Origin of the sequence: Pseudomonas sp. EL_65y_Pfl1_R83 (genome assembly GCF_963970695.1) — a bacterium.
Lineage (GTDB): Bacteria > Pseudomonadota > Gammaproteobacteria > Pseudomonadales > Pseudomonadaceae > Aquipseudomonas > Aquipseudomonas tritici.
This window is the reverse complement of sequence record NZ_CAXAQI010000499.1, coordinates 1-433: the sequence shown is the minus strand read 5'-3', so window position 1 is coordinate 433 and position 433 is coordinate 1. Positions and strand designations below refer to the sequence as shown.

1 protein-coding gene is annotated in these 433 nt (G+C 68.6%); it reads right to left on the bottom strand.

Annotated elements, in window-relative coordinates:
• On the bottom strand, window positions 1-433 hold a 433-nt coding region (locus tag AACY08_RS30030), incomplete at both ends, for an aminotransferase class V-fold PLP-dependent enzyme (protein WP_339472723.1).

The window sequence follows — 433 nt, the reverse complement described above, 5'->3', positions numbered from 1 at the left end:
CGACGCCCCAGCGATCGGCGGCGATCTCCATGCCACCAATCGTAGCGGTCGCGTCGACGTAGGAGAGCGCGCCTGCCGCGGCACACAGTGCGCCGAACCCGTCGAGCGGCTGCGCCATCGTTGTCGAAGTGTCACCATGGATCGTCGCAACCAGTTTCGGTCCGTACCGCTCGATTGCGGCAGCGACCGCGTCGAGCGGCACAGTCTCACCCCAAGGTGCTTCCACCGTCTCGATGCGCGCGCCGATCCGGCCGAGGATCTCCGTCAGAAGCAACCCGAACCGACCGAAATTGACCACCAGCACGGTGTCGCCGGGCTGCACGCCCGCTTCCTCGAACAGCGCGCGCCAGGCGGTGAGGCCGGCGCATGGCAGCGTCGCCGCTTCCTGGAACGACAGATGCGCGGGGACGCGGCTGACGCCCTCCGCATCGAG